Origin of the sequence: Longispora albida DSM 44784, assembly GCF_000379825.1 — a bacterium.
GTDB lineage: Bacteria > Actinomycetota > Actinomycetes > Mycobacteriales > Micromonosporaceae > Longispora > Longispora albida.
On the sequence record NZ_KB903834.1, the window covers coordinates 58,488 to 83,511 of the forward strand.

Here is a 25,024-nt window from a genome sequence, read left to right on the forward strand (position 1 = left end):
GCGGATGCATGTATATTGCTTCGCATGACCTCAACGGCCACCCTCGCCACTCCAACCCCTCCTGTCACACCAGCTCCCACCGTCTGGACCGCCCGGCTCTGGGGCACCCTGATCGTCCTGTGCGGTGTGCTCTTCCTCGACGGACTCGACGTCTCGATGGTCGGTGTCGCGCTCCCGTCGATCAGCGCCGAGCTCGACATGTCGCCGTCGGCCCTCCAGTGGATCGTCAGCGGATACGTCCTCGGCTACGGCGGGCTGCTGCTGCTCGGTGGCCGGATGGCCGACCTGCTCGGCCGCCGCAAGGTCCTGCTCACCGCGCTCGCGATCTTCGCGGTCGCCTCCCTGCTCGGCGGGCTGGTCGACGACCCGGCGCTCCTGATCGGCAGCCGGTTCGTCAAGGGTGTCGCCGCCGCGTTCACCGCCCCGGCCGGGCTGTCCATCATCACGACCACCTTCCCCGAGGGTCCGGCGCGTAACCGGGCGCTGAGCATCTACACCGCCTGCGGGGCGAGCGGGTTCTCCTCCGGACTGATCCTGGGCGGCCTGATGACCGAGGTCGGATGGCGGTGGACGTTCCTGCTGCCGGTGCCGGTCGCGCTGGCCGTGCTCGCCTTCGGCGTGAAGCTGATCCCGGCTGACGCGAAGGAGAAGGCGCGCGGCGGGTACGACGTGTTCGGCGCGATCACCAGCACCCTGGCCCTGCTGACCCTGGTCTACGTGGTCGTCTCGGCTCCCGAGGCCGGCTGGACCAGCGCCCAGACGCTCGGCGGTTTCGCGGTGTCCGCCCTGTTGATCGGCGCGTTCCTCGCGATCGAGAGCAAGGTGAAGCACCCGCTGCTCCGGCTCGGCATCTTCCGTAACCGCAACGTCGTCGCAGCGAACCTCGCCGCGCTGGCCGTCCTCGGTTCCTACGTCGGCTTCCAGTTCATCGTGGCGCTCTACATGCAGTCGATGCTCGGCTGGTCTCCGCTCGGCATGGCGATGGCGCTGCTGCCGGCCGGCCTGATCGTCGCGTTCGGCGGGCCGCGGGCCGGTGCGCTGGTCAACCGGTTCGGGGCTGGCAAGGTCGTGACGGCCGGGCTGATCGCCTTCGTCATCGGGTACGCGCTGTTCCTCCGGATCGACAGCGACCCGAGCTACCTGGTCGTCATGCTCCCGACGATGATCCTGATCGGCCTGGGCTTCGCGCTGGCCTTCCCGGCCCTGAACATCCAGGCCACCAACGGGGTCGCCGACCACGAGCAGGGCCTGGCCTCCGGCCTGGTGCAGACGTCCTTCCAGGTCGGCGGCGCGATCGCCCTGGCCGTCGTCACCGCGGTGATCACCTCCGGCGGCTCCACCCAGGCGGCCGACGTGCTCGGTGACTACCGGACGGCCCTCGGCGTCGTCACCCTGATCGCGGCGATCGGCATGCTGACCCCGCTGGTCACCCTCCGCCGCAAGTAACAACGGAAGCGATTGGCCGGGACAGCAGATGCTGTCCCGGCCAATCGCTTTTCTACACGCGCACCCATTCGCCACACCGCTTGGTCGTGAAGAACTGCCCCTTGGCGATATTCACGGTGGGCCGCCCGCCCGTGACAATGGCATTGGCGACGATGTCGTCGCCGTTAGCGTCGGAGTTGATCTCCCAATAGCACTGGCCGGTGACGATTTCCTTCGTCCGGTAGGTGCCCGGCTGGATGTCGACACCGACGGCCCACGTGCCCTCCCGGATCGTGTTCTGCTCGGCCGTCTTCTCCTGTGCGGTGACAGCCTCCTCGCGTCCCTTGACTGCGCTCTCCCGGTCGGCGACGGCCTTCTCACGCTGCTTGACCTGCTCTTCGTGCTGCTGCCTGGCCACTTCACGGCTGGCATAACCGTCGCGCTGGCCCTTCAGATCGGCTGCCTGGTTGTTCAGCGTGCTGACCTGGTTGTTCAGCACGCTGACGCGGGCCAGGGCGTCGTCGCGTGCATCCATCGCCGCAGAACCGGTCCGGTAGTAGTAGATGGCGAATCCCCAGCCGAGTGCGAGGAACACCGCGACGGCGGGAATCAGAAACTCGCGGGCGCGCCGGCGAACACTCTTCCCGGCTGGCTGCCCGACGTGCCCGTCATTGGCCAGCTCGGTGTCCGTGGCGTCATTCTCCGGTGAAGTCACCCCACGACATTCACACAGTGCCGTGATCGTTCCCTTCGGCCGAGCAGCCAGGCTCGGAGGACGGAAAAGGCACAGCGCCCTGACTATCCAGTGTGGATTGTCAGGGCGCTGCTCATTTTGCGTTCGGAATTAACCCGCCGGCTTATCAGGCCGGCACAAGTTCCTTTTCCTGTACCCGGGTGCGCTGCGCCCACCGCGCGACCGGCGGCACCGCGAGCCCGGTCACCGCGAAGATCACGCCGAACAGCAGCCAGCCGCCGAACCCCCAGCCGATCACCACCGTGGTCAGCAGGGCCGGCGCGATGATGTTGGCGAGCGAGAAGCCGGTGTCGTAGAGGCCCTGGTACTGGCCCTGGGCGTGGTCGGGGGCCAGGCCGAACGCGATGCCCCACGAGCCGGCCGCCTGGCGGAGTTCGCCGACCACGTGGACCAGCGCGCCGGCGAACAGGAACGCCGCCGCCACCCAGGCCGGCTGCCCGGCGGCGAGCGCGTAGAGCAGGCAGCCGCCGAGAAGGAGCAGGCCGGAGGCGCGCTGGGCCCTGGCCGCGCCGTCGACGTCGGCAGTACCCCGGCTGGCGCGGATCTGGAGGAAGACGACCACGGTGGCGTTGGTGGCGGCGAGTCCCGCGATCACCCAGGCCGGGGCGTTGGTGCGCTCGGAGACCCAGAGCGGTACGGCCACGTTGAGCATGCCGTAGTGGATGCAGAGGATGCCGTTGAGGACCGCCAGGGACAGGTACGGGCGGTCGCGGAGGACGACGAGCTTCGGGCCGGACGCCGCGCGCGGGATCGGGGCGACGGCCGGGATGCGCAGGTTGAGCAGGGCGGAGGCCAGGGAGGCCGCCGCGCAGATCACGAACATCGCCGCGTACGCGGTCCAGGTGTTGTAGTGCAGGGCGACGCCGGCCGCCGCGGCTCCGGCGACCCAGCCGACGTTCGTCACCGAGCGGAGGATCGCGCGGGCCTTCACCCGGTCCTCCGACGGCACCACGGAGGCCAGGAGGGCTCCCCGTGCCGCGCCGCCCGCCGCGTCGAAGACGGCGATGGCGCAGGCCACCAGTACGAAGAAAAGGAAGTTGTCCACGGCCAGGTAGAGCAGCAGGAAGGCGGATCTGATCACGCCGAGGAGGACGGCGATCCCGCGCGGGCCGGCGCGGTCGGCCACGTAGCCGGCCGGGACGCCGCTGAACATGCCGGCCACGGCCGCGATCGTCATGCCCAGGCCGACCTGGGTGGCGGTGAGCCCGATCTGCTTCGTGAAGTAGATGATGCTGATCGTGACGAAAAGCCCGCGCGACACCGAGGCCGCGAGCGTGCTGTAGATGAGGGAACGGGTGGCAGCGTGCGAGGGGAGCAGGCTGATCATGGAAGCACGTTAACCCTGCGTACATGTTCGCCGCGTGCTCGCTGGTGGTGGCCTCTGCCACACTGCACGATGGTCGGCATGGCTGTGACCTTTCACCGGACCGTTCCCATCTTCAGGATCTTCGATCTCGCCAAGGCTCGGGAGTTCTACGTCGGCTACGCAGGGTTCACAGTCGACTGGGAACACCGCTTCCCCGGCGTGGCGCCGGTGTACATGCAGGTCTCGCGGGGCGGGCTGGTCCTGCACCTGTCCGAGCACCACGGGGACGCGACGCCCGGCTCGACGGCGTACGTGGAGGCGACGGGCGTGCGGGAGCTGCACGCGGAGCTGACGGCCAGGGACTACGGCTACCTCCGGCCGGGGCTCGACGAGTCGGAGATCGGGCTGTGCCTCGAACTGCTCGACCCGTTCGGCAACCGGCTCAGGCTGGTGGAGCCTCCCCAGTAGACAGTGGCGCCGGTACCCGTGTGCCAATGACGGCTTCCACCTCTTGCCGCATCGACAGGCATCTCCATAGGCTGCTCACACTCAGACGTTCAAGGGAGCAGCAACGATGAAGAAAATTCTAACGATTGCGGTCGCGGGGGCGGCCGTACTGGGCTTCTCCGCCGCCCCGGCCTCGGCGTGGCCCGGTCCGGTACCGGAGGGCTACGTCTACTCGGCGACCTATCCGACGGATACCCACTGCGCCCGCGCGGGCTTCCGTGGCGCCACTCCGGACCCCGCGACGGGCGAGGTGTGGTGGACGAACTTCTACTGCCTGACCACGTCCGGCGGTTCCGAGTTGTGGATCTACGGCTAGGCCCTCTGCGGAACACGAGAACGGAGCGAACGATGAAGAGGATGCTCGCCGTGGCGGCCGCCGGTGCCGCTGTGCTCGGTGGCCTCGCCGCACCAGCGGCAGCCGCGCCCGGCCCCGTCCCAGCCGGTTACGTGTACCAGTCGACCTACTCCAGCGACACCTACTGCCTGCGGGCCGGCTTCCGTGGCTCCACGCCGGACCCCGAGACGGGCGAGGTGTGGTGGAACAACTTCTACTGCCTGACCACGTCCAGCGGTTCGGAGCTGTGGATCGCCCCGTCGCCGTAGCGCCCTACGAGTTCGCGTGAGTGCGTGTGAGTCCTTGTGGTTCCCCGGTCCCTGGGAATCGCAAGCACCACGGTCAGGGTACGAGCCGCCGGATGCGCGTCGCGGCATCGCCCACAGTGGACGGTACGGAGGCTCCGCCGATCACGGCAGCCTCCGCCTCGCCCAGGATCTCCCAGACCTCGGCCATCGCGGCGCTGGCCGGCATCAGGATCGCTCCAGCGCCCGCCGCGCCGAAGCCGGCCATCGCGCCGCCGGTCCCCAGCCTGGCCCGCGCGGACAGCAGAGCCGGCTGGCGGCGCTCGGCCTCGTACAGCGCGAGGGCGACGTCAGCCCTGGTCGCGTACCCGGCCAGGAACTCCGCGGCCAGCGTCCTGTTCCGCCCCTGCGCGGCGAGCAGGAAGCCCTGGACACCGAGGAAGGACACGCCGGGCTGGCCGCCCTGGTACCCGGGCAGCGCCGACACCGCGTACGGCGTGCCGGCCTTCTCGATCGCCGGCAGCGCCCACGGGCCGGAGATCAGGTACGGGGCGTAGCCGGACGTGAACAGCGCCTGCGCCTGCCGGGTGAGCATCGAACGGCGCAGAACGCCCCGCCCGGCCTCGCCCAGCGCCCTGATCCGCTCGAAGCTGGCCAGCGAGGCCGCCGAGTCCAGGCCGACGTCCGTGAGGTCGGCCGTGCCGTCCGCGAGCCGCCCGAAGAGGTACCCGCCGCCGGCCGAGACGAGCGGCTGGAGGTGGTACGGGTTGCCGGACGGGCCGATCGGGATCGCGAGCACGTCCGTGGCCCGGCCGGCCAGTACGAGACGGCCGCCGGTCTCGATCAGGTCCTCAATGGAGGATGGGGCCTCGGGTGCGAGGGCGGTGTTGCGGATCAGTGCGAGGTTCTCCATCGCGTACGGCAGCCCGTACAGTTCGCCGCCGTGCTGGAAGGCACGCAGGGCCAGCGGGTCGAAGAGTTTCGCGGCGTCCGGTACGCGGTCGATCGGCGCGATCAGCCCCTCCCCCGCGAGCTGCCCGACCCAGTCGTGCGCGCCGATCAGGATGTCCGGCGCGGTACCGGTCGCGCACGCCGCAAGGAACTCCGTCCGCAGATTCGCCCAGTGCGCCGTCCGGACCCTGACCCGCACGCCGCGTGTCTTGCCGAACTCCTCCAGCAGCGGCAGCAGCACCGCCGACCGGTTGAGGTCCGCGAACACCGTCAGCGCGTCGTCGCTCTCGTGCAGGCCGCCGCGCTGGTCCCGGATCCAGCGGCGCTCGGCGGCGTCGGTGAAGCCGAACACGACGCGCGGCGTGCCGCCGATACCCATGACGGGGTGGAAGACCGGCTGATCGGCCGGCGGGACAACTGGCAGCTCGACGACCTCGGCGAGCCCGACACCCACCGGGTCGATCAGGCTCACGCTGGCCTGGTAGACGGGGACCTCTGAGGCGTTGCGGACGAAGATGCCCGGCAGGCTGCTGTGCCTGCCCCACCAGGCGGAGACCAGTGCGGCCTGTGCCCGGCGGGCCTGCGCGGCCCGGTCGCTCTGGTCGGCGGCCGCCGCCTCGTCGCGGCGGGACTCGATCCGGTACACCCGGAAAGCCACCCACCCGGCGAGAGCCGCGAAGAGGAGGGTGAGCACGGAGGCGATGGCGGATATCCAGGCCGGCCAGTCAGCTGCTCCGCCCGCGAGGTCCATTCACAGCACGCTATCGCCAGGCCGGCGGCCAGGCGGCGTCGGGTAGCCGACAGTGCGGGCCCCGATCACCGACTGCCGGGGGCTGGGCCGCGCGACATGCTGGCTTCTCACCGCCCGGTATGGAGAGGTCACCCGATGCAACCGAAGCGCAAGGCCTTCGCCGCCAGCCAGCAGGAAGCCGAGCAGCTGCTCAAGGAGTACTGCTTCTCGATCGACTACGACATGCAGTGGACCACGCAGACCAAGTGGGACGCCACGGTCAGGATCGCCTGCGACCGGAACGAGGGCATCGAGGTCGCCCAGGACACCCTGCTCGGCGACCGGCAGGAGATCCAGCGGGCCGCCAACCGCGCGGCGCGCACCGCACTGGTCAGCCCGGCGTGGACGACGCTGCTCGCCGCGATGAACGGCGACAAGCGGTTCAACGACCAGCACACGCAGAACATCCTGCGGACCTGCGTCGAGCGCTACATCTTCGGCGGCGAGGTGTACCTGGGCTACGGCGAGGCGTTCACCCCGGCCGAGTACGCGAAGCTCCAGGCACAGTGGACGGCGGCGAGCAACCTCGGGCAGGGTGCCGCCCCGTCGCTCACACAGTTCCGCTCGGCCCCGCCGCAGGACAAGGCCGCGCTGGGCAAGGGGAACATCGGCGCGACGCTCGGCACGCGCAAGTGGCAGGGCAACCTGTTCGTCCACGTCGAGGCGGTCGAGTTCATCATGCACGTCGACATCAAGAAGTAACGGCATACTCCACGAAAGACTCAGACATCTGAATATTGCTATAGTCCGCTCCGTCGATGCCCGGCACTGCACTAGTGCCCCAATTGTGGACCGATGAGAGTGGAGAGGCGCATGAAAAACGCCGTCCAGAGACTGATAACCCTCGCTTGCGTCACCGTCATGGCAGCGGCACCCGGCACGGTCGCCGCCGCCGGGCAGCCAGCCACCGAAGTTTCCGCCGGGCAGGTGCTCGTCCTGCCCGGCTCGCAGTTCTATCCGGAGAGCATCGCCGCGGCCCCCGACGGCACGCTCTACGTGTCGAGCCTGATCAGCGGAGAGATCGTCCGGTTCCGGCCGGGGTCGGAAACCGCCGAGATCTTCGTACCGGAAGACGTCAACATCGGGGTCGGCGGCGTGGCCGTGGACCCCGAGCGCCGCGTGCTGTGGGCGTGCTCCGTCGACCCGTCCTACCAGGCGGCCTTCATGCTCCGGGCCTTCGACCTGCGTACCGGGGCGATGAAGGCCAGCTACACCATCCCCGACGAGGGACTGTGCGCCGACCTGGTGCTCGCCAGGGGCGACGTGTACGTGACGGACGCGACCGACCCGACGGCCGTGCCGCAGCGCCCGGCCCGGCTGTGGAAGCTGCACACGGCGAACCCGTGGCTGGCGACCGGCGGGACGCTGTCGATGTGGTCGGCCGATCCGCTGTTCACGGGTCCGGGCGGCCCCGGCCTCCAGATCGACGGCATCGCCTTCGACGGGCTGTCGACCCTCTACACGAGCAACGTGAGTACCGGGCAGCTGCTGCGCGTCGGCATCGCCCGCGACGGCTCGGCGCTGCCGGCGGCCGAGATCCCGTTCACTGAACGGTTCTCCGGCCCCGACGGCATCCGGATGCTCAACCGCAACGAGCTGATGATGGTCGAGCTGACCGGGCGGCTGCTGCGCGTGAACGTCGCGACGGGTACCAAGACCGTCGTCGCCGAGGGGCTCGACGAGCCGACGGCGCTCGTGCGGACCTGGACGGGTACCTGGGTCACCGAGGGCCAGGTGCTGAGCCTGGCCGCCGGGCTGCCGGCCCGGATGCCGTTCAAGGTGCGGCGGGTCTGCGGCTAGGACGGGTACTCCGACCGCGGCGGGCGTGCCCGCCGCGGTTTTCCGGCCGTCCCCATCGGGTACCAGGAAAGAAGCAGGCCCGATCGGGAGGCATCTGATGGCCGTCACGCTGGACGGATTCCTCGGTGAGTGCACCGATCGCGGGGCCGGGATCGGCAGCGACGTCCTGGTCGTGAAGATCGACTTCGAGGGCGCGGCCGGGCACGAGATCGCGTTCCCGGCGAGCGTGGTCCTGGCGGTCGACCACGAGACGCGCATGGTCCGGCTCAACACGACGGCCGCCGAGCTGCGGCACGTGCCGGCCTACGACCCCAGGGAGCCCGTGCTCCCCGCCGTCGTCGTCACCGGCCCGGCCGACGCGATCGATCCACGGCGGGGCGGTGGGTGACAGCAGTGATAGTCCACTGTGGTCAGCGGCGGTTGCCTTCGAGGTAGCGGAGCACGGCCGCGACGCGCCGGTCCTGGCGGTCGTCGGGGGCCAGGTCGAGCTTGGCGAAGATGTTCCGGATGTGCTTGTGCACCGCGTTGTCCGTCACGAACAGCCGCTCGGCGATCGCCGCGTTGCCCAGGCCCTCGGCCATCGCGGAGAGTACCTCCAGCTCGCGGGCCGACAACCGGTCCAGCCCGTCGCCTGAGCGGCGGGCGGCGAAGAGCTGCGCGATGACCTCCGGGTCGATCGCCGTGCCGCCTTCGGCCACCCGGCGCAGCGCGGTCACGAACGTCTCCACGCGGCCGACGCGCTCCTTCAGCAGGTAACCGATCCGGCTCGCCCCGTCGGCGAGCAGCTCGGTGGCGAAGCTCTGCTCCACATAGGCCGACAGCACCAGGACAGCCAGCCCGGGCTGCTCGCGCCGGGCCCGCACGGCGGCCCGGATGCCCTCGTCGGTGTGGGTGGGCGGCATCCGCACGTCGACGACCGCCACGTCCGGCCGGTGTTCCCTCACGGCTTCCAGCAGCTCCTCCGGCCCGCCGGCCGCGGCAACCACCTGGAAACCCTCGCCCTCCAGCAGGAGGGAGAGGCCCTGGCGCAGCAGGGTGTCGTCCTCAGCGATCACGATCCGCATGGCAGCTCCACGCGGACGATTGTCGGCCCGCCCGCCGGGCTGGAGACGGCCAGGGTCCCGTCGTGTGCCGCGACTCTCCCCCGCAGCCCGGCCAGCCCCGAACCTGATTCGGTCGCCCCGCCCCGGCCGTCGTCGCTGACCTCGATCTCCAGGACGTCGCCCACCCGGCGGACACCGACCGCGGCGTTCGCGGCCCCGCTGTGCCGGGCGGTGTTGGTCAGGGCCTCGGCCACCACGAAGTACGCCGTGGCCTCCACGGAGGTGGGGCAGCGGACAGGGACGTCGACGCTGACCGTGCACGGTACCGGGCTGCCGGCCGCCAGTGCCGCGAGTGCGCCATCCAGGCCGCGCTGGTCGAGGATCGGCGGGAGGATGCCCCGGATCACGGTACGCAGCTCGGCCAGGGCCTCCTCGGCGGCGGCCTGGGCGCGTTCGAGCATCGCGTCGGCGCTCGCCGGATCGCGGTTCACGGCGCGGCGGGCGGCTCCGGCGAGGATCGCCACGCTGACCAGCTTGTTCTGCGCGCCGTCGTGCAGGGCACGCTCGATGCGGCGCAGCTCGGCGGCGTGCGCGTCGAGTGCAGCCGCGCGGGTCGCGGTGAGCTGGGTGATCCGGGTGGACAGGTCGACGCCGGGGCTCACACCGAGCAGCCGGCGGCCGATGCTGTCCTGAAGGCCGACCAGGTACCTGGTGAGCACGAAGCCCAGCAGCAGCCACACGGGCGCGGCCGTCATCATCGCGAAGGCGCCCGTCCACGTGGTGACCGGGATGCCGAGGGCGCCCCGCGCCTGGTCCGGCGGGACTACCGACCACCACAACGGGAACGTCAGGTTCTTGACCACCTCCAGGGGCAGCGCCACGACGATCACTCCCGGGAACAGCAGCAGCGCCCGCAGGGCCAGCCAGCCGCAGTCGCGGCGGGTGGCCGGGTCGGTGATCGTGCCGCGCAGCCGGGACAGCCAGCCGCCCGGGTGCGGCTGGTGGGGGCTGGGGATCGCCAGCCGCCGGCGTTCACGGTCGGCCACCCGGCGCATCAGGCCGAGGGCGACCGGTACGAGCGGCAGGCCGACGGTCATCAGCGCCGTCGTCGTCACCGAGACGAGCACGACGAGCATGCCGAGGGCGAGCGCGCCGGTCACCAGGCCCTTGGCGAGCCGCCACCAGGCCTGTGCGCCTTCGGCGGCCCGGGCAGCCAGGTACGCCCGCGTGCTGTTCATGATCTACTCCGTTCGGCTGTGCGGGGCAACCGTACGTGACGGGGGCTCACGAGTGCCGGGGCCGACCGGAGAAGTACAGCAGGGGGTACCTGGGCCCGGTAGCTGGTGGCATTGGGCCGGCGGGCCCGGATCCCTAGCGTCATGGGTATCGGAAAGCCGTTACTCACAGCGATGGGAAGCATCGATGACCGACCCCTACCGTCTCGCCCCGGCCCCAGCGCCGGCCCGCCCGGCGGAACCCGCCGTCCGGCACCGCCTCCTCCGAGTCGTGCTGTGGGTGACGCTGGTCCCTGCGACGGCGATCAACGTGGCCGGCTCCGTGACCGGGCACTCGGTCTTCACGTTCGCGGCCGGCGCGCTGGCAACATGCTGCGCTGCCGGGCTGGTCGTGTCGCACGTCACCGGGCGCGCAGGGCGGAAGCGATGAACGCCGACGCGGTCGTCCTCAGCTCGGTCACCCGGGCCTACCCGGGCGGCGTGACCGCACTGGACGACGTGTCGCTGCAGGTGCAGCGCGGCGAGTTCCTCGCTGTTGTGGGCCAGTCCGGTTCGGGCAAGAGCACGCTGCTGCACTGCGCCTCGGGGCTGGACACCCCGACCTCCGGCTCGGTCGTGATCGGCGGCACCGAGGTCAGCCGGATGAACGAGACGCGCAGGGCGAAGGTACGCAGGGAGCAGGTCGGTTTCATCTTCCAGTCCTACAACCTGGTGCCCTCCCTGAGCGTCGAGCAGAACATCACCCTGCCGCTGCGGCTGGCCGGGCGCAGGCCTGACAGTGCCTGGCTGGCTGGCCTCGTGCAGCGCACCGGCCTGACGGGCCTGCTGCACCGCGCGCCGTCGGAGCTGTCCGGCGGGCAGCGGCAGCGGGTCGCCGTGTGCAGGGCCCTCGTGGCCCGGCCGGCTGTGGTGTTCGCCGACGAGCCGACCGGCGCCCTGGACTCTGTGACAGCGGCCAGCGTGCTCGACCTGCTGGAATCGCTGGTGGACGACCTCGGCCAGACCGTGATCATGGTGACCCACGACCTCCGTGCCGCAGGCCGGGCCCGGCGCGTGGTCACGATGGCCGGCGGCCGGATCACCCACGTGGCCGCAGGCCACCGCGCCCCGGTGCGGGCTGCCGCATGATGGGCGAGATGGGTGCGATCTGCTGGGCGACAGCCCGGCGCAGGGCCGGCAGCCTGGTCGCGGTGGCGCTGGCCGTCCTGATCGGAGCGTTCGCCGTCACGGCGACCGTGAGTCTCGGCGAGACGGGTTTGCGGGGCCAGGCTCCCACCGGGCGGCTGGGTGGTGCGGATGTCCTGATCGCCGCGCCGCAGGAGGTGGCACAGAAAGAAGACATCGATGTACCCCTGCCAGCCCGCGCCCCCGTTCCGTCCACAGTGGTCACCCAGCTCGCCGCACTCCCCGGCGTATCCCGCGTCGTGGGCGACCTGACCTTCCCGGCCGTACCAATCCGCGACGGCGCTCCGGTACCAGCCGCCGAAGGCCACGGCTGGTCCTCGGCAGCCCTTCCCGCCACGCCAGCCATGACCGGCCGGCCCCCAGCGGCCACCGGCGAGCTCGCCCTCGACGCGGCCTCCGCCACCCGGCTGGGCGTCCACGTCGGCGCGACCCTCGACGTGGTGACCGGCGGTACCCGGAGCACGTACCGGATCAGTTCCGTCCTCAATGGACCTCCGCCCGGGCTGTACTTCTCCGACGCCGAAGCCGCGCGCCTCGCGAACCGGGCCGGTGCCGTCGACCTGATCGCCGTCTGGGCCGCCCCGGGCACGAGCGGCGAGACGCTGGCCGGGCGGATCCGTACCGCGCTGTCCGGCACGGACCTCCGCGTGGCCACCGGAGACGCGCGGGGCGACCTGGAGTCGGTCGCCGCGGGTACCGGCCGGGGCACGCTGATCGCCCTGTCCGGTTCCCTGGCCGGCGTGATCCTGATGATCGCCGGGTTCGTGCTGCTCAGCGCGCTGGGCGTGCACGTGGCCGGGCAGAGCCGTGACCTCGCGCTGATCCGGGCTGTCGGGGCCACGCCGCGTCAGGTCCGGCGGCTCGCGGCCGCTCAGGCGACCCTGGCGGCGGCTGTCGTGCTGCCGTTCGGCATCGCCGGCGGGTACCTGCTGGCCGGCCGCGCCTGGGACTGGTTCGTCGGGCTGGGCGTCATCCCCGCCGAGCTGCCGCTGGTACTCAGCCCCTTCCCCGCGCTGGTGACGGCAGCGCTGTTCCTGCTCGTGGTCCAGCTCGCCGCCCGTGGTGCCGCCATGCGCGTGTCCCGGCTGCCCGCGACGGAAGCGGTCGCCGCGACGGCCACGGAACCACAGTCGCCGTCCAAGGTCCGTGCCTGGACCGGCCTCGGCCTGATCGTGCTCGCCACGGGCATGGCGGCTGTCCCGCTGGTGTCCCGGAGCCTGGTGGCCGTCGCCGGTACCGCCACGGCGGGCATCGTCGCGGTGATCGGCCTGACCGTCGCCGGCCCGGTGCTGCTGCGGGCCACGGCCAGCTGGCTCGCCCGGCGGGCAGAGCACCGCAGCGCTCCCGGCTGGCTGGCACTGCACAACCTCGCCGCGTACGCCAGCCGCGGATCCGGGGCGCTGACCGGGCTCGCGATGGCGGTGACGCTGGCGATCACGTACACCTTCGTCCAGACCACGCCACAGCACGGGCACGACACCGAGCTGGCGGCGAGCACCCGGGGCGCGCTGACTGTGACGGCTCCGGGCCTGGGTGGCGTGCCGGCTCAGGCTCTCGCCCAGCTCCGTGGTGTCACCGGTGCGAAGGTGGCGGTGCGGGACCAGACCACGGTGCTGTGGCCGTTCAAGGAACAGGGCAAGGACCGCGTGGACAGCTATCCCGTCACAGTGCTCGGCTCCGACGCCGACGGCCTGGTGGACCTGGATGTCCGCGAGGGGGCCATGACCGGCCTGACCGGCGACTCCATCGCGGTGGGCGCGAGCTTCGCCCGGTTCCAGGGCCTCGATGTCGGCGGCAAACACGCGTTGATCCGCGCCGACGGCAGCAGGGTCACGGCGACCGTGGCAGCCATCTACGGCCGCGAGCTCGGCTACGGAGACATGGTCGTCTCCCCCGGCCTGAGCCTGGCCCGCGACCAGTTCGCGGCTGTCCTGGTCAGCGGGGTAGACGCGGCGAAGGCCCGCGCTGCCCTGTCCGGGCTGCCCGGCATCGTGGTCACGGAAGGCACGCCGAAGTCCGGCAAGGTCAACCCGCACGTCGCACTCAACCTGGTCGTGGTCGGCGCACTGCTGGCCTACGTCCTGCTCGGTGTCGCCAACTCGATGGTCGCGGCGACGGCCCGGCGCCGCGAGGAGTTCGCCGCGCTCCGGTTCGCCGGGGCGACACCGCCGCAGCTGCGCGCCGTCGCCCGCCAGGAAGCGATGTGGTCGGGGCTCGGCGCGTGTGCCGCAGGCCTGGGCCTGTCGGCACTCCCGCTCCTCTTCCTCGGTACCGGCCTGCTCGGCACCCCGATCGCCCCCGGACCGTGGTGGCTGGTCCCCGCCGTCTGCGCGGTGGTACTGACGGTGTCCTATGTGTCGGTCACCGCGGCGGCCCGCCGCGCACTCCGGCCCTGACGCCCGCACCGAGGGCGCGCCAGCCGGCAGCGAGTCGCACTATTTGCTCGATATGTACTGATAACGTGCGTTCCATGATCGCGGGCCACGGGGGTCCCGCGAAGCAGGTACACGAGGGGTAAAGAAATGCGGGTTGTACGCGCCCTGGCAGCGATCGTCTCCGGCACAGGGGCCCTGGTAGCGATGGCATCGGGCCCAGCCCTCGCTAATCCGGTGATCGTCGCTCCGGCGACGGTGAAGCTGGGCGGCACGCTGACCGTCCAGGCCAACGGCTGCTCGGGCGGCACTTTCTGGCTGGGCGGCGGTGAGTCCGGCGAGACCCCGGCCCGTGGCACGCTCACCTACGCGGGCGAAGGCTTCTCCAAGGGCACGCTGACCGTCCCCCGTAGCGTGCCGAAGTGGCACGGCGACCACCTGAACCCCGGTCCGAGCACGGTGTGGGTGAGGTGCACCGGGCCCGAGAGCAGGACGTCCAAGGCCATCACCATCCTGCCGGCCGGCGCTGCCGGCACCGGCGGCGGAGCGACCTCCCAGGGTATCGACGTGCGGCTGGCAGCAGGTGGAGCCGGAGCGCTCGCCGTGGCCGGAGCCGGGGTCGTGGTGCTGCTCCGCCGGCGCCGCCCGGCCAGCCCGTCGGCGTAACCGTGCGCGTCACTGCTCTGTAAGGACCTCAGCGCGTCCGTACCCTCCTCATTGGAGGGTACGGACCGTAGCGTTTTCTGTGTGATCGCGGACCGCAGGGGTGCCGCGACACGCGGTGAAACGAGGAGTGGCAATGCGAGTTACACGCACCCTGGCTGCGGCGGCCTGCGGCACGGCGGCCCTCGTGGGTCTGGCTGCGGCCCCAGCCCAGGCGGCTCCGTCCATCTTCAGTTCGCCGGCCACGGTGAAACTCGGCGGCACGCTGACCATCCTGGTCGAGGGCTGCGAGGCTGGTGGATTCTGGCTCGGCGGCGGCCAGTTCGGCGAGACCTCCGCCCGGGCCTCGCTCGTGCGCGACGGGGCGCGGCTGCGCGGCACGCTGACCGTGCCGAAGAAGGGAACCGGTGTCCACGCCGGCAGCCTGGCACCGGGACCGAGCCAGGTGTGGGTCAAGTGCGGGGACGCGGACGCGATCTCCAAGCCCATCACCATCCTGCCGGCCGGCGCTCCTGAAACCGGCGGCGGCGCGACGTCCCACGGCATGGACATGACACTGGCCGCTGGCGGGGCCGGGGCACTGGCGCTGTCCGGGGCCGGGGCCCTGGTGCTGCTGCGCCGGCGCCGCGCGACCGGCGACGAAGCGTAGTCACGATCCGACATGGAAGATCCAGCCTCTGGCGGGCAGCCGGCTCGCGGGACGGGCCGGCGGGCTGGCCGCTGGTGGAAGGCGGGGGCCTTCGTCGTACTCCCGGCGGCGATCGGGGCCGGGCTGCTGGTCGCGGCATGGGTGACCGTGCCCGAGCCGCCACCACAGCCTGCCCCGGCGGCCGCGCCGCCGTCGCGTGTCCCGGTACCGTCGCCCGGCGTCACGTCCGGGGCACCGCCGCTGAGCCTGCCCCGCTCCGAGCCGGTCAGGATCGACATACCCGGCATCGACGTGCGGGCACCTGTCACACCTACCGGCGTGGACGAGGACGGCGAGATCGAGGTACCGCCGGTGTACTCCTCGCACCTCACCGGCTGGTACCGGCACGGCGCGGCACCCGGAGAACTCGGCCCGGCCGTGATCACCGGCCACGTGGACTCCGATCGCGTCGGGCCGGCCGTCTTCTTCCGGCTCGGCTCCCTCCAGCCCGGGGCGCTGATCCGGGTCGTGCGCAAGGACAACCAGGTCGCCGAGTTCCGGGTCGACGGCGTCGCGTCCTTCGAGAAGGACGAGTTCCCGGCCGAGCGGGTCTACGGCCCGCTGCCGTACGCGGGGCTGCGGCTGGTCACGTGCGGCGGCGCGTACGACAAGGCGAGGAAGACCTACCTCAGCAACGTGATCGTCTTCGCCACCCTGGCGAACGTCCGGCCGGTCACGCCGGCCGACACCGCGACCCCGGTCCGGACCTGGTTCCGGCCGCTGCCGTCGAGTCCGGCGCCGAAGACCAGTGCGAAACCCACGCGTAAGAAGTTTTGAGGCGCGGGCCTCGCGGCCCGCGCCTCCCCCGTTTGCGGGGCTGTCAGCCCCGCAAAAAGAGCTTCGCGCCCGCCGCTACCGAACCGCTATGCGTTCGCTACGCAGCCTTTTGGACGCGTGCTGGACTGCGTCTAGGCTGGCTGGAAACCGAGGTGGGGGGCGGTCATGTGGTTCGGGGTTCTGGGGCCTGTCGAAGCGAGTAGCCAGGGGGTCCGGCTGCCGCCGCTCGCGCCCCGGCACCGGGCGGTCCTCGGATACTTCCTGCTGCACGCCGGCAAGGTGCTCTCCGCCGAACGGGTGATCGGGGCCGTCTGGGGCGAGAACCCGCCGGACACCGTGCGTACCCAGCTCCAGGGCTCCGTCTCGGCCATCCGGCGGGCGCTCGCCCAGGCCGGTGCGCCCGACATGCTGGTCACCCGCTCCCCCGGGTACGTGCTCGACCTCGGCGAGGCGAGCCTGGACCTGCTGACCTTCACGGAGCTGGCAGGCAGCGCGGACCCCGTCCAGCTCCGCGCGGCGCTCGCCCTGTGGCGGGGCCAGGCCTTCGCCGACATCACCGCCGGCTACGTCGACAGCGCGCGGGCCAGGCTCCGCGAGCGCCGCCTGGTCGTGCTGGAGCGGATGGCCGACCTGGAGCTAGCGGCCGGCAGCGACGCCGAGCTGGTGGACGAGCTGGCCGCGGCGGTCGACGAGGACCCGGCCAGGGAACGGCTGGCCGGGCAGCTGATGCTCGCGCTCTACCGGGCCGGCCGGCAGCCAGAGGCCCTGGAGGTGGCCCGGCGGTTCCGGGCGGCGCTCGCCGACCAGCAGGGGCTGAGCCCCGGCGCTGACTTCACCCGGCTGGAGCAGCGGGTACTGCGTACCGATCCGGAGCTGCGGCTGGCTCCCAAGGCCGGCGACCCGTCGGTTCCCGCCCAGCTGCCTGCCGACCTGCCGGACTTCACCGGCCGGACCGGCCCGCTCGAACTCCTCGACGGCGTGCTGCCCGACTACGGCAGGGCAGCGCCCAGTGCGGTGCTCATCTCCACGATCGCGGGCATCGGCGGCGTCGGGAAGACCGATACCCTATTGTGACGTTGTTTTGGTTGGTGATCTCATGTTTGAGTTCTGGTATGTCCGATGTGGGTTCGTCGTTGATCGCGCAGGCTAGGTAACCCCAACACGTGCAGGCTGGGCGTCGCCGGGTGGCCAGTCTCCTTTCGCGAACAGGCCGAGCAGTACGGCGCAGCGATTGTCGTTCGTTCATGGGGCCGCTGGTGAGGGCCAACCGTGAGCTGGAGGCGACGGCCGAAGGTGTTCGCCAGGATCAACAAGGTCCTGACTGTCGAGGACGGCCTTCTGCCGGCTCCGGGCGGCACCCGCGAGTTCCGGGCGCTGCGGCTTGCAGGGGCCTGCCGACCCACATCGAGCCGCCGCCGGAGTAGCCGGCGATCATGCTGCGATGCGCAACGCGGGCGTCGAGGGGCCAGGACCCATGCGCAGACTGACCCCGAAGGACCGCTCGCGAATGTTGGCTCCCCGGCGAACGCGGATTGTCGTACCGCAGGAGCAGGATGGTCCAATGGACTCGGTGTTGTTGTTCTCCAAGGGAGACCTGTCCAGCGGTCTCGAAGCCACCTTCCGCCACATGATCAAGCTCCTGCAAGACCGAAACCCAGACGCCTTGCTCAGCACACCTGAGGCCGACACCATCGCGGAGCTCATCGACAAGGGCAGCGTTCGGTGCCCGGTACTGCACCGGGACGAGTGGTGGATGGACGAACCAGCCGAGACGACCTTCCAGCACAGCGAGTTCGGCCGACAGGTCCAGCGGCGCGTTCCCAGGCTCACTGTCATCGTTCCCTTCGACGGTGAGCACGAGGTATTCATGATCCGGGCCAGAACATACGGCTTCAACCCACCCCGCATCGCTGCGGTTAACAAGGCTGACCTCAGGCTCACCTGGGAAGCGCCGGCCACAGACGCCGCCGCGATCCGGGCGCATTTCGAGCAGGAGATCGACAAGATCGAGGAGTACCTCTCCTGGTCCCGTGCCCAGATCGATGAGCACAACCAGCGAGTCGTAAACGAAGTTCCTGGCCTGGTCGCCCGCCGCCGGCAAGAACTCCTCAACGTCCGGAACATCCAGGCGGACATCGGCATTCCCGTCCGGCGACGCGGTGACGCAGCGACCTACAGTGTCCCGGTCACTCGCCGGACCCTTCAGGTAGCCAGGCAGCCAGCCCGGCCGAAGGCGGGACTCTTCAAGCCCGAACCGGCGCTCAGCGAACCCCAGTACGAAGATGCTCTGGAAGTGCTGCGCAACGCCCGCAATGGCTTGGAACGCAGCCCCACCACGACCGCGAAACTGTCCGAAGAGGAGATTCGCAACATCCTCCTGATCGCCTTGAACAGCGTGTTCCAGGGCAACGCCGCCGGAGAAGTCTTCAACGGTGCTGGCAAGACCGACATTCTCGTCCGGATCGAGGACCGCAACGTGTTCATCGGCGAGTGCAAGATCTGGAAGGGGCCAAAAACGATCGAAGAAGCCCTCGAACAGCTATTCGGCTATCTCGTCTGGCGTGATACGAAAGCTGCCCTACTGCTGTTCATCCGCCACGCCAACGTCACCGCCATAATCGACAAGGCCGTGGCGAAGATCGAAGAACATCCGAACTTCAAGCGGCGCGGCCGGCATGGCACCGAAGACCGCCATGACTTCGTCATGCACGCCGTCGGCGACCCCAACCGCGAGATTCACCTCGCACTGCTGCCATTCGCCCTGCGGCCCACGACCGCTCCACCTCCGACAAGCCCCTGATGATGTAGCTGGAACTGATCTGCTCGCCGTTGCCGTTGGCGAGCAAGCGGATCTCGCTGGCGTTCAGGCCACGGCCCGCCGCCCCTGCGGGGACCCCGGCGAGCCTGGAGGGAACCGTGCTGCGGGTGAGTAATGTGGCTGTTTGTGGGGGGCAGGCGGTGGAGCCGGAGCGTCAGGTGGCGGCATGCCGCTCGGAGGGCTGGGCTGGTGCTGCATGGCGGCGGGCTGCCCCGTGACCGGGCGGAGTGGCTGTCGCGTACGGCGGTGGTCCGTGAGGCGTGGCTGGCGGCCCACGGCCGCGAGTTCGAGCGCGGGCATGACAGGGTGCTGCTGGTTCCGGTGGATGATCCGCGTGTGCTGCGCCCGAGGCCGCCGCTGCAGACGCCCGTTTTGCCGAAGGCCGCGCGGAAGCGGTGGCAGCTGGCGGCGGCGCTGGCTGCGGAGCTGACGGACGAGTCCGGGCCGGCTGTTGCGGGCAATGATCTGGTGTCGGCGGTGTCGGTGTCGCTGCCGGTGGCGTACCTGGATTCGGTGCCGGAGGCTCTTTCGGACGCGCCCGATCTGGCGGTGCGGTTGCCGCATCGGGTACGGGTGACGGCGGGTGCCGGGGGCTATGTGGTGCTGGTGCAGGGTGAGGAGTACTCGGTGGTGTTCCGGTTCGCCCCTGATTGGGAGCCGGTGCTGGTGCTGACGGATGAGATGCCCGGTTACGCGGTGCGGGTCGATGAGGACTTGTCCGGTGAGGGCTCCCGGATGGTCGCCGAAGCTGTGCTCGGCGTCTTGGAGGCCCGGGATCGCGCCGGTGCGGCCGAGCGGTTCGTGCCGGGCGGCTGAGCGGGGCTGGGCGGCGGGTCGCCGCCCTGTGCCGCTGGGGTGTGGCCGAGGAGTACGGCGATGAGGTCGATGGCGCGTTTGTGGCGCATCGCGGCGGCGGTCGCTGGGATGCCGCGTTCGGCGGCGGCGGCCTGGATGGTCTTGGTGCGCAGTTCGCCTTCGGTGTTGGTGGTGTATTCGTATCGGGTGCGGGCGACGAGTTCGGCGTCGTCGAGGGTGAGCCTGCTGCCGCCCCGGTTGCCGCGGGTGTCGTTGACGAGGCTGTAGAGGGCGTAGTCGGTGTGCAGGGTCTCGGTGTCGCGTACGCCGGAGCGGCCGAGCGGGCGGGTCGCGAGGAACGCGAGGTCGATGGTCTTGTCGAACGTCGCCTTCTCGTGGAACGCGGTCTCGGCGGCGCGTTCGAAGTACTTCCGGGTGTGGTATTTCGCCTGGTCGACGGCACGTACCGCGATGTGCGGGGCGGTGATGTCGAGGCGGAAGGTGCCGTCGGGTTTGCGTTCGCTGAGCACGCCGAAGAACTCGACGATCAGTCTCTTATGGATCGGGTGCGTGACCGAGGCTGGCTGCTCCTTACCGGGCTTGATGCTCCAGGCCGCCTGGCGCAGGCGCGGGTATGCCGCGGCCAGGGCGATGAGGTTCCAGTCGCCGCCGAGCGCGCGGACCTGCTCGGCGATGTAGGCCCAGGCGGCATCTCGCACTGCCAGCGGCGTCGCCGGCAGCAGGATCAGCGTCTTCAGATCCAGTGGCGCGAGAAGCTCGCCGGCGGGTTCCCTGCCGAGGACGCCTTTCGGGACGCCGATGTGCTCGATGCGGGCTGCGTGGCCGAGCATCACCTTCAGCGGCATCGCGCCCTCTGCCTCCGGGGACTTCGGCTCGCCGTCTTCAGCCCCAGGCTGAGGCACGGGAGCCTGGGCGGGATCTTCGGTCACTGGCCGCCCTCCCGTCCGGCTTGTTTCCCCCGGCCGCGTGTCTGTGAGCTGCGGTAACGCGGCTGTTGTGAGCCTACGATCCGCCGTGGCGGCGTGGTGACGGAAAGTAGTTTCCCGGAAGTTGTGATGAATCCGGGGTCCTGGTTCCCCTTCTGTATGTAGAGGCCGCACACGCAGGCCCCGCTGCTCCCGCCAGAACCGGCACGGGCAGCTCACGCACACGCATCGAAGGAATCCTCATGTATCGCACTGTTCAGCTGTGTTCATCCGTTTCCGTGGCCGCCGTGCCACGGCCAGTGGTCCGTTTTCGGGGAGGTTTATGAGTTCGGATATCGATCCGCCCGGCGGGCGGGATGATCGCGCGGGCCGGGGTGTGCGGGTGGCGGCGACCGTCACCGTGGCGGTGCTGGCCGGGGTTGCTGCTGCGATCTCGTATGACCACATGCGGACCCTGGCGGTTCTGCATGGCGAGTCCGGGTGGCGGTCGCACGCTTTCCCGGTGTCTGTGGACGGGGTGGAGGTCGTGGCCTCGCTGGTGCTGTTCGCCAACCAGCGGGCCGGGCGCCCGTCGGGCTGGCTGCCGTGGACCGCTCTGGCAGCGGGCACCGCGGCGAGCATGGCGGCGAACATCGCCGTCGGCGGCCACGGGTTCGTCGGCCGGGTCGTGGCTGGCTGGCCCGCTGTGGCGCTGCTGATCGCGGTGAAGCTCCTTGCCAGCGTCCTGGACCCGAAGCCTGCACCACCGGCACCTTCAGAACCGCCTGCGCCCTCGGAGCCGCCGGCTCTGGCGGAGCCCGTCCCGGCCGAGCCGGGGCTGCTGCCGGCGGCCCGGGTCGCCGCCGGACGGCTGCGGGCGGCGGGCAGGCCGCTGACTCGCGACAACCTCGCCAGCCAGCTCCGCGCGGACGGCCACACCGTCCGCAACGCCGAGGTGTCGAAACTCCTGGCCGTACTCCGCGCCGCAGAAACCGGCAGCCGGTGATCAACCGGCTGATACCTGCGGTGCTCGCATCGGCCGAACGGAGGATCTTCGCGGTTTCTCGCCGGAAGTTGTGATGAAACGCGGGATCCGGTTCCCCTTCTGTATGTAGGGGCCGCAACTCTCGCCCTTCGCACGCCGCCCGCCCGGCGGCATCCACCCTGCCTCCTCGCAAAGGGAACCCGTCTTGCCTGATGTCCATCTACCGTCTCGATCCTGGGGCGCGGCGCTATGCGCCGCGCCCCCTTTCTCCTCTTCGTCCTGGAGCCCTGCCCTGATGCCCCTACCGCAACCAACCCTCCCGCCGTCGCCTCCGGCCACGGCCGCCACCCGGGGCGTGAGCCCCGATCCCGCCGCAGCGCCCGCTGCGGCGGACCTCTCCCGGAAGAGCCCCTCTCTTGTCTGAACCCCTATCCCTGATCATGGCGGGCGCGGCTAATGCCGCGCCCGCGTCGTCTGTCCTGTTCACAGTGGACACCGCGCTGGTGACCGCCCGAGCCGTGCTGCGGGCCGCCGGTCCTGGCTTCGGCACCGGCGAATGGTGGGAGCAGGCCGTCCTCGGCCCAGCAAGCGCGCTGGCCGCCGAATGGTGGCCGGTCCTGCCCCCGGCTGGTGGTGCTCTCGTGGCGGGCTGGGCCGGCCTGCGTCTGGCCCGCCGCGCTCTGCACGAGAAGGCCGCCGGGCGCGGCTACTGGCTGAAAGTCACCCCGCCCCGCTCCACCGACCCCGCGCGGGCGATGAGTGTATGGCGGCTGCTGTCGGCCCTGACGGGCAAAGCCGCCCGCAGCTCAAAGCTCGCCACGCTGCCTCTCGCGTTCGAGTTCGGCCGCGACCCCGCCACCGGCAAGATGGTGGCCGGGGTGTGGCTGCCCGGCAAGATCACCGAAGCGGAGGCCCGCGCCGAACTGACCCGCGCCTGGCCAAGCGCGGGAATCGAACGCAGCCCCGGCCCGGTTTTCGCCGACGGCACGGCCGCCTGGCGGCTGCGAGCCGTCGTGAACGACCACGGGCCGCTCACCGACGACCCCACGCCGCCGGGACTGCGGTCCGAACGCGGTGGTGCCGACGGGGACCTGCTGCGGCCGGTGTACTCCGCGATCGCCGAGGCCGATGTGCCGGTGATGGTGCAGGTCCTCGTCCGCCCGGTACCGAATAAGCGGATGGCGGCGCTGAGGCACGCCTCCCGTTATCCGGCCAAGCCCCGCAAAACCTGGCCCCAGCGCATTGCGGGTGGTGTCGCTATGGGTGTGGCGGCCCCGGTCCGGTTCCTGCTGGACCTGTTCATCCCGAACAGCACCCCGGCCAGCGGGCACCGCCCGCCCGGGCCGCCGCCGGTCGAGGCGTGGCAGCGCGCCGGGATGGACGCAGCCCGCAAGAAACTCGCCGACGGCCCGCACTTCCTCACCACCATCCGCATCAGCACGCCCGATGCTCACGGTGGCGGCGAGGCGAGGCGGGCCGCCGACGGATTCGTCTCCGTCACCCGCGCCCTCACCCCGGCCAGGATCCGCAAAGCCGGAAGGTGGCTGCGGTTCCGGCGGGCACGCGGCACCGACTGGGTCCTCGTCACCGCAGGCGAACTCGGCAGCCTCGCCCGCCTCCCGGCAGACCCAGCCCGGTACGGCATGACCACCGCAGCCGTCCACCGGCCCGTCGCCGCCGACGCACGCCGCCCCGCACCACAGCACACAGCGGAGTGGGCCTGGCGCGGCGGCGCCTGGACCCAGCCCGGACCCCGCGACCCGGACGACCCCAGCACCGAACCTGAATCTCACAACAGCAAGGACTTCTCCTGATGCGAACCCCTCACCCATCGTCTCCATTGGACGGCCGCGCCCAGGCGCGGCCGTCCCGCTCTTCCGCCCACCCGTCCCCTGAACCGGCCTCGTCCCGGCCCGTCCCCGCACGGCTTCGTCTCGTCCCGGCGTCGTCCCCGCGCCGGAGCGACCCGAAAGCCCTCGGCTACCCGCCGCTCGACCCGCGCGCCGACCTCGTCGGCGTCGACGTCGCCGACGCCCGCCACCACCTCCACATACCCGGACCGACGGGTACCGGCAAGTCCACACTCCTCCTCAACATGATCATCGGGGAGGCCCGTGCCGGGCGCGGCGTGATCGTGCTCGACCCGAAAGGCGACCTGATCCGCGACGTGCTGCACCGGCTCCCGGCCGAGGCAGCCGGCCGCATGGTGCTGATCGACCCGGATGAGAAGGACGCTCCGGCGGCGTTCAACCTGTTCGACCTCGGCACCGACCCCGCCGACACGGCTGATCACCTCGTCGGGGTCATGGCCAAAGTGTGGGCCTCCTCCTGGGGCGGCAGGATCGAAGACCTCGCCCGCCACGCCGTGGCGACCCTCGCGCACGTGCCCGGCTCCACCCTCGCCGACGTGCCGATCCTGCTGACCGACCCGGCGTTCCGCAGCCGGGTCCGCGCCCAGATGCGCCGCACCGCCGACCCCCTCGACATCGGCGGCCTGGAGACGTTCTGGGACTGGCACGACCACCAGTCCCCCGGCGAGATAGCCCGGCACGCCGGGCCCCTGCTGTCGAAGCTGCGGGCGGTGCTGTCGCGGCGGTTCGCCGCCGACCTGCTCGGAACCGCCGCCTCCACCTTCCACCTCCAGGACATCCTCGACGGCGGCATCCTCCTCGCGCGACTGCCGAAAGGCACACTCGGGGACGACACTGTCCGCCTCACCGGCTCCCTCCTCCTCGCATCCGTGCTGCGGGCAGCGGGGAAGCGCGGCGACCTCGACGAACACGACCGCCTCGACGCGACCGTGATCATCGACGAATGCCACAACTTCCTCAACCTGCCCATCGCCATCGACGAAGCCCTCGCCGAAACCCGCGGCCTGCGCCTCGGATGGGTCCTCGCCCACCAGCATGGCGGGCAGCTCACCCCGCAGATGGCTGCGGCGATCGACGCCAACGCGCGTAACAAGGTGTACTTCTCCCTCGCACCCGCCGACGCGAAAGCCTGGGCACACCACACCGCCCCCTACTTCAGCCCAGAGGATCTATCCCGCCGGGACGCCTACGGCGTCGTGGTACGCCTCGTCATCGACGGCCGCGACGCCGAGCCGTTCAGCCTCACCACCATCCCGCCACCGCCACCCACACCCGGCCGCGCCGAAGCCCTCCGGGCCGCAGCCAGAACCCGGGGCCTGCCCGCCGAGCAGCGGCGGGCACTGGCCGAAGCACGGCTGTTCCGCACCGCCCGCCCGGCGGCTCGCCTCGCCGACGATGCGCTGGTTCCGGCGGCTCCGGACCCCGGAGGCTGGGCCGGAGATCAGGCCGGAGACCGGCCCGTTCCCCAGCACCTACCCCAACCTCCGGCCCCATCCCCTCTAACAGCCCAGCTCAACCCCTATATCCCGCACCCCCGTGAAAAGAGCGACTGAC

General features: G+C 71.0%; 24 protein-coding genes. 18 read left to right on the plus strand and 6 right to left on the minus strand.

Annotation, left to right across the window (positions count from 1 at the left end):
- Window positions 1-24: 24 nt before the first annotated feature.
- Window positions 25-1,446 (plus strand): MFS transporter, encoded by a 1,422-nt coding sequence (locus tag A3G1_RS0120780; RefSeq protein ID WP_018351414.1) that lies wholly within the window; start codon window positions 25-27, stop codon window positions 1,444-1,446.
- A gap of 52 nt (window positions 1,447-1,498) precedes the next feature.
- Here the strand turns inward: A3G1_RS0120780 and A3G1_RS38815 are convergent, their stop codons facing one another.
- Window positions 1,499-2,140 carry an Rv1352/Rv1906c domain-containing protein gene (locus A3G1_RS38815; protein WP_018351415.1) on the minus strand — a complete coding sequence of 214 codons (642 nt, stop codon included), beginning with the start codon at window positions 2,138-2,140 and terminating at the stop codon, window positions 1,499-1,501.
- Window positions 2,141-2,285: 145 nt separating this feature from the next.
- Window positions 2,286-3,506 (minus strand): MFS transporter, encoded by a 1,221-nt coding sequence (locus tag A3G1_RS0120790; RefSeq protein ID WP_018351416.1) that lies wholly within the window; start codon window positions 3,504-3,506, stop codon window positions 2,286-2,288.
- Between the two features lie 78 nt (window positions 3,507-3,584).
- Between A3G1_RS0120790 and A3G1_RS0120795 the strand changes: the two genes are divergently transcribed.
- The 3 genes from A3G1_RS0120795 (at window position 3,585) to A3G1_RS0120805 (ending at window position 4,595) form a co-directional block, all read left to right on the plus strand.
- Window positions 3,585-3,953: a glyoxalase superfamily protein gene (locus tag A3G1_RS0120795; protein ID WP_026212341.1), complete on the plus strand. Its 369-nt coding sequence runs from the start codon at window positions 3,585-3,587 to the stop codon at window positions 3,951-3,953.
- A gap of 106 nt (window positions 3,954-4,059) precedes the next feature.
- The gene (locus A3G1_RS0120800) at window positions 4,060-4,308 is read left to right on the plus strand and encodes a hypothetical protein (RefSeq protein ID WP_018351418.1); all 249 of its coding nucleotides are present in this window, start codon (window positions 4,060-4,062) and stop codon (window positions 4,306-4,308) included.
- Between the two features lie 32 nt (window positions 4,309-4,340).
- Window positions 4,341-4,595, plus strand: a complete 255-nt coding sequence (locus A3G1_RS0120805; protein ID WP_018351419.1) for a hypothetical protein — start codon at window positions 4,341-4,343, stop codon at window positions 4,593-4,595.
- Between the two features lie 73 nt (window positions 4,596-4,668).
- On the opposite strand, the gene A3G1_RS35925 is transcribed toward A3G1_RS0120805, so the two are convergent.
- A complete protein-coding gene (locus tag A3G1_RS35925) occupies window positions 4,669-6,273 on the minus strand; it encodes a sugar ABC transporter substrate-binding protein (RefSeq protein ID WP_051110606.1) in 1,605 nt (534 codons plus the stop codon).
- A gap of 135 nt (window positions 6,274-6,408) precedes the next feature.
- Between A3G1_RS35925 and A3G1_RS0120815 the strand changes: the two genes are divergently transcribed.
- From A3G1_RS0120815 to A3G1_RS0120825, 3 genes are all read left to right on the plus strand, one after another.
- Window positions 6,409-7,014, plus strand: coding sequence for a hypothetical protein (locus A3G1_RS0120815; RefSeq protein ID WP_018351420.1), 606 nt, complete (start codon window positions 6,409-6,411; stop codon window positions 7,012-7,014).
- A 159-nt stretch (window positions 7,015-7,173) separates the two neighbouring features.
- Window positions 7,174-8,112: an SMP-30/gluconolactonase/LRE family protein gene (locus A3G1_RS0120820; protein WP_018351421.1), complete on the plus strand. Its 939-nt coding sequence runs from the start codon at window positions 7,174-7,176 to the stop codon at window positions 8,110-8,112.
- 97 nt (window positions 8,113-8,209) lie between these two features.
- Window positions 8,210-8,500, plus strand: coding sequence for a hypothetical protein (locus A3G1_RS0120825; RefSeq protein WP_018351422.1), 291 nt, complete (start codon window positions 8,210-8,212; stop codon window positions 8,498-8,500).
- A gap of 22 nt (window positions 8,501-8,522) precedes the next feature.
- On the opposite strand, the gene A3G1_RS0120830 is transcribed toward A3G1_RS0120825, so the two are convergent.
- Together A3G1_RS0120830 and A3G1_RS0120835 are read right to left on the minus strand one after the other, a co-directional pair.
- Window positions 8,523-9,176: a response regulator transcription factor gene (locus A3G1_RS0120830; RefSeq protein WP_018351423.1), complete on the minus strand. Its 654-nt coding sequence runs from the start codon at window positions 9,174-9,176 to the stop codon at window positions 8,523-8,525.
- Window positions 9,164-10,393 carry a sensor histidine kinase gene (locus tag A3G1_RS0120835; protein WP_018351424.1) on the minus strand — a complete coding sequence of 410 codons (1,230 nt, stop codon included), beginning with the start codon at window positions 10,391-10,393 and terminating at the stop codon, window positions 9,164-9,166. Before A3G1_RS0120835 ends, A3G1_RS0120830 begins: the two co-directional genes overlap by 13 nt.
- Window positions 10,394-10,577: 184 nt before the next feature.
- Here A3G1_RS0120835 and A3G1_RS0120840 point away from each other — a divergent pair, with 184 nt between their 5' ends.
- The 8 genes from A3G1_RS0120840 (at window position 10,578) to A3G1_RS0120875 (ending at window position 18,875) form a co-directional block, all read left to right on the plus strand.
- On the plus strand, window positions 10,578-10,820 hold the full coding sequence (locus A3G1_RS0120840) for a hypothetical protein (RefSeq protein WP_018351425.1): 243 nt from the start codon (window positions 10,578-10,580) through the stop codon (window positions 10,818-10,820).
- Window positions 10,817-11,518 (plus strand): ABC transporter ATP-binding protein, encoded by a 702-nt coding sequence (locus A3G1_RS35930; protein WP_018351426.1) that lies wholly within the window; start codon window positions 10,817-10,819, stop codon window positions 11,516-11,518. The genes A3G1_RS0120840 and A3G1_RS35930 overlap by 4 nt, the downstream gene beginning before the upstream one ends.
- Before the next feature lie 8 nt (window positions 11,519-11,526).
- Window positions 11,527-13,971 (plus strand): FtsX-like permease family protein, encoded by a 2,445-nt coding sequence (locus A3G1_RS0120850; protein WP_018351427.1) that lies wholly within the window; start codon window positions 11,527-11,529, stop codon window positions 13,969-13,971.
- Window positions 13,972-14,097: 126 nt separating this feature from the next.
- Window positions 14,098-14,613, plus strand: coding sequence for a hypothetical protein (locus A3G1_RS0120855; RefSeq protein WP_018351428.1), 516 nt, complete (start codon window positions 14,098-14,100; stop codon window positions 14,611-14,613).
- Between the two features lie 133 nt (window positions 14,614-14,746).
- The gene (locus tag A3G1_RS0120860) at window positions 14,747-15,259 is read left to right on the plus strand and encodes a hypothetical protein (protein ID WP_018351429.1); all 513 of its coding nucleotides are present in this window, start codon (window positions 14,747-14,749) and stop codon (window positions 15,257-15,259) included.
- 12 nt (window positions 15,260-15,271) lie between these two features.
- Window positions 15,272-16,075, plus strand: a complete 804-nt coding sequence (locus A3G1_RS35935; RefSeq protein WP_018351430.1) for a class F sortase — start codon at window positions 15,272-15,274, stop codon at window positions 16,073-16,075.
- A gap of 165 nt (window positions 16,076-16,240) precedes the next feature.
- The gene (locus A3G1_RS0120870; protein WP_018351431.1) at window positions 16,241-17,149 is read left to right on the plus strand and encodes an AfsR/SARP family transcriptional regulator; all 909 of its coding nucleotides are present in this window, start codon (window positions 16,241-16,243) and stop codon (window positions 17,147-17,149) included.
- Window positions 17,150-17,636: 487 nt separating this feature from the next.
- Entirely contained in the window at window positions 17,637-18,875 is a 1,239-nt protein-coding gene (locus A3G1_RS0120875; protein ID WP_018351432.1) for a hypothetical protein, read from the plus strand.
- Between the two features lie 707 nt (window positions 18,876-19,582).
- Here A3G1_RS0120875 and A3G1_RS0120880 read toward each other — a convergent pair.
- The gene (locus tag A3G1_RS0120880; protein WP_157641258.1) at window positions 19,583-20,638 is read right to left on the minus strand and encodes a hypothetical protein; all 1,056 of its coding nucleotides are present in this window, start codon (window positions 20,636-20,638) and stop codon (window positions 19,583-19,585) included.
- Window positions 20,639-20,957: 319 nt separating this feature from the next.
- On the opposite strand from A3G1_RS0120880, the gene A3G1_RS35940 reads away from it, so the two are divergent.
- The 3 genes from A3G1_RS35940 (at window position 20,958) to A3G1_RS35945 (ending at window position 25,023) form a co-directional block, all read left to right on the plus strand.
- Window positions 20,958-21,620: a DUF2637 domain-containing protein gene (locus A3G1_RS35940; protein WP_083937018.1), complete on the plus strand. Its 663-nt coding sequence runs from the start codon at window positions 20,958-20,960 to the stop codon at window positions 21,618-21,620.
- Between the two features lie 395 nt (window positions 21,621-22,015).
- Window positions 22,016-23,413, plus strand: coding sequence for a hypothetical protein (locus A3G1_RS0120890; RefSeq protein WP_245563550.1), 1,398 nt, complete (start codon window positions 22,016-22,018; stop codon window positions 23,411-23,413).
- On the plus strand, window positions 23,413-25,023 hold the full coding sequence (locus tag A3G1_RS35945; RefSeq protein ID WP_245563551.1) for a type IV secretory system conjugative DNA transfer family protein: 1,611 nt from the start codon (window positions 23,413-23,415) through the stop codon (window positions 25,021-25,023). The genes A3G1_RS0120890 and A3G1_RS35945 overlap by 1 nt, the downstream gene beginning before the upstream one ends.
- Window position 25,024 lies beyond the last annotated feature (1 nt).

Coding starts and splice junctions, on each gene's coding strand:
- A3G1_RS0120780 (WP_018351414.1), top strand. CDS start 25: ATGACCTCAACGGCCACCCTCGCCACTCCAACCCCTCCTGTCACACCA.
- A3G1_RS0120790 (WP_018351416.1), bottom strand. CDS start 3,506: ATGATCAGCCTGCTCCCCTCGCACGCTGCCACCCGTTCCCTCATCTAC.
- A3G1_RS0120795 (WP_026212341.1), top strand. CDS start 3,585: ATGGCTGTGACCTTTCACCGGACCGTTCCCATCTTCAGGATCTTCGAT.
- A3G1_RS0120800 (WP_018351418.1), top strand. CDS start 4,060: ATGAAGAAAATTCTAACGATTGCGGTCGCGGGGGCGGCCGTACTGGGC.
- A3G1_RS0120805 (WP_018351419.1), top strand. CDS start 4,341: ATGAAGAGGATGCTCGCCGTGGCGGCCGCCGGTGCCGCTGTGCTCGGT.
- A3G1_RS35925 (WP_051110606.1), bottom strand. CDS start 6,273: ATGGACCTCGCGGGCGGAGCAGCTGACTGGCCGGCCTGGATATCCGCC.
- A3G1_RS0120815 (WP_018351420.1), top strand. CDS start 6,409: ATGCAACCGAAGCGCAAGGCCTTCGCCGCCAGCCAGCAGGAAGCCGAG.
- A3G1_RS0120820 (WP_018351421.1), top strand. CDS start 7,174: ATGGCAGCGGCACCCGGCACGGTCGCCGCCGCCGGGCAGCCAGCCACC.
- A3G1_RS0120825 (WP_018351422.1), top strand. CDS start 8,210: ATGGCCGTCACGCTGGACGGATTCCTCGGTGAGTGCACCGATCGCGGG.
- A3G1_RS0120830 (WP_018351423.1), bottom strand. CDS start 9,176: ATGCGGATCGTGATCGCTGAGGACGACACCCTGCTGCGCCAGGGCCTC.
- A3G1_RS0120835 (WP_018351424.1), bottom strand. CDS start 10,393: ATGAACAGCACGCGGGCGTACCTGGCTGCCCGGGCCGCCGAAGGCGCA.
- A3G1_RS0120840 (WP_018351425.1), top strand. CDS start 10,578: ATGACCGACCCCTACCGTCTCGCCCCGGCCCCAGCGCCGGCCCGCCCG.
- A3G1_RS35930 (WP_018351426.1), top strand. CDS start 10,817: ATGAACGCCGACGCGGTCGTCCTCAGCTCGGTCACCCGGGCCTACCCG.
- A3G1_RS0120850 (WP_018351427.1), top strand. CDS start 11,527: ATGGGTGCGATCTGCTGGGCGACAGCCCGGCGCAGGGCCGGCAGCCTG.
- A3G1_RS0120855 (WP_018351428.1), top strand. CDS start 14,098: ATGCGGGTTGTACGCGCCCTGGCAGCGATCGTCTCCGGCACAGGGGCC.
- A3G1_RS0120860 (WP_018351429.1), top strand. CDS start 14,747: ATGCGAGTTACACGCACCCTGGCTGCGGCGGCCTGCGGCACGGCGGCC.
- A3G1_RS35935 (WP_018351430.1), top strand. CDS start 15,272: ATGGAAGATCCAGCCTCTGGCGGGCAGCCGGCTCGCGGGACGGGCCGG.
- A3G1_RS0120870 (WP_018351431.1), top strand. CDS start 16,241: ATGTGGTTCGGGGTTCTGGGGCCTGTCGAAGCGAGTAGCCAGGGGGTC.
- A3G1_RS0120875 (WP_018351432.1), top strand. CDS start 17,637: ATGGACTCGGTGTTGTTGTTCTCCAAGGGAGACCTGTCCAGCGGTCTC.
- A3G1_RS35940 (WP_083937018.1), top strand. CDS start 20,958: ATGAGTTCGGATATCGATCCGCCCGGCGGGCGGGATGATCGCGCGGGC.
- A3G1_RS35945 (WP_245563551.1), top strand. CDS start 23,413: ATGCGAACCCCTCACCCATCGTCTCCATTGGACGGCCGCGCCCAGGCG.